The sequence below is a fragment of the Fructilactobacillus sanfranciscensis DSM 20451 genome, assembly GCF_001436035.1.
In the GTDB taxonomy this organism is placed as follows: Bacteria; Bacillota; Bacilli; order Lactobacillales; family Lactobacillaceae; genus Fructilactobacillus; species Fructilactobacillus sanfranciscensis.
In genome coordinates, this window is record NZ_AYYM01000051.1 from 1 (window position 1) to 1,428 (window position 1,428).

Annotated in this window: 1 protein-coding gene; it reads left to right on the forward strand. The window is 38.3% G+C overall.

The window, feature by feature from the left end; translation table 11 throughout:
• Positions 1 to 1,358: ISL3 family transposase (locus FD36_RS06320; protein WP_235803528.1), on the forward strand; the 1,358-nt coding region annotated here is incomplete at its 5' end.
• Between the last annotated feature and the right edge of the window lie 70 nt (positions 1,359 to 1,428).

Below are 1,428 nucleotides of genomic sequence, written 5' to 3' on the forward strand. Positions count from 1 at the left end.
GCCAATGCCAGTTTTTTATTGTCTTCTTTTGGGCATACAAAAAGGACCTCACAGTCCAATGTTATGATTTAAGCAACCAAACCAAATCGTACAAAGGAGATACTGTGATGCCCCAATTAAATTCTATCTTAAATCTTCTAAATATAACAGACACAAATATCGATATCTTAAATTCAAATGACAAAGTGATATTCCGTGGCAGTCAAAAGCTCCATATCAAGGTCATCGAAGGAAGATTATCGTATCGCTTGAAGAAATGTCCTAATTGCGGGTTCGATTGCTTGATCAAGAACGGAGCTAGAGAAACCAATGTCCGCTTAGGCAGCCTCAACGGTTCCGAATATCATTTGAAACTCTGGAAGCAGCGCTATTTGTGTAGATCATGTAAAACGACTTGTGGAGCACACACTAACCTGGTAGAAAAGAATCAATCAATGTCTCGTCAAATAGATCAACTGATCATACTTTTGGCAAAACAATCCTTTACCTTCAAATCCATCGCTATGATGCTGGGGATATCTGCTAGCACAGTCGCCAGAAAGATATATGGCAGACTTCAATTACCTAAAAGAGCACGTTTACTACCAAAGAATATCTGCATCGATGAGTTCAGGTCTGCCAATCATTTGTTTTCTTTTATAGCTTGCGATGCAGACTCTCACCAAATGATCACCCTTTTGCCCAATCGTCTTTCGATGAAGATAATCGAACACTTTAAAAGAGAGTATTCATTATCTGAGAGACAACAAGTCGAATCAGTCTCGATAGACCTGAATGCCAATTATCAAGGTGTCATAAGAAGATTATTCCCAAACGCAAAGATAATCGTTGATAGATTCCATATCGTTCAACTGGTCGGAAGAGCGCTGGATAAAGCACGTTTGTCTGTACTGAATAGTCTCAGTGACAAAAAGTCTCGTGAATACAAAGCTCTTAAAAGCCAATGGCGGATGTTCCACTTATTTGATGATGAATTGGATCAAGCCAACATTAGATATATCTTTGGTATCAACGAGTATATGACTCAACAGAATCTTGTAGACATTGGTCTTGATGCCGATCCAGTATTCAAAGATGTATACCAGACTTACCAGAACGTTCTACGTTCAATAAAATCTAAGGACCCTGAATTGCTTAAGCAAACATTGCAAGAATATAAAAACAATGGGAGCTCAATGGATACTGCTATAACCACTTTTAAGAACAACTACAAATATCTAGTCAACAGCTGCGAATTGCCATATTCCAATGGTCCTCTTGAAGGATTGATTGGAAAGATCAAAAAGCTTAAACATAACTGCTATGGGTTCCGCAATCTCCATAACTTCTTTGTGAGGATCAGACTTATCATCGCATAAAAAAACCACACCATAAATGGTGTGGTAAATGCTCTAAAAAGTCTCACCAATACGATTTGACTTAGAGCCA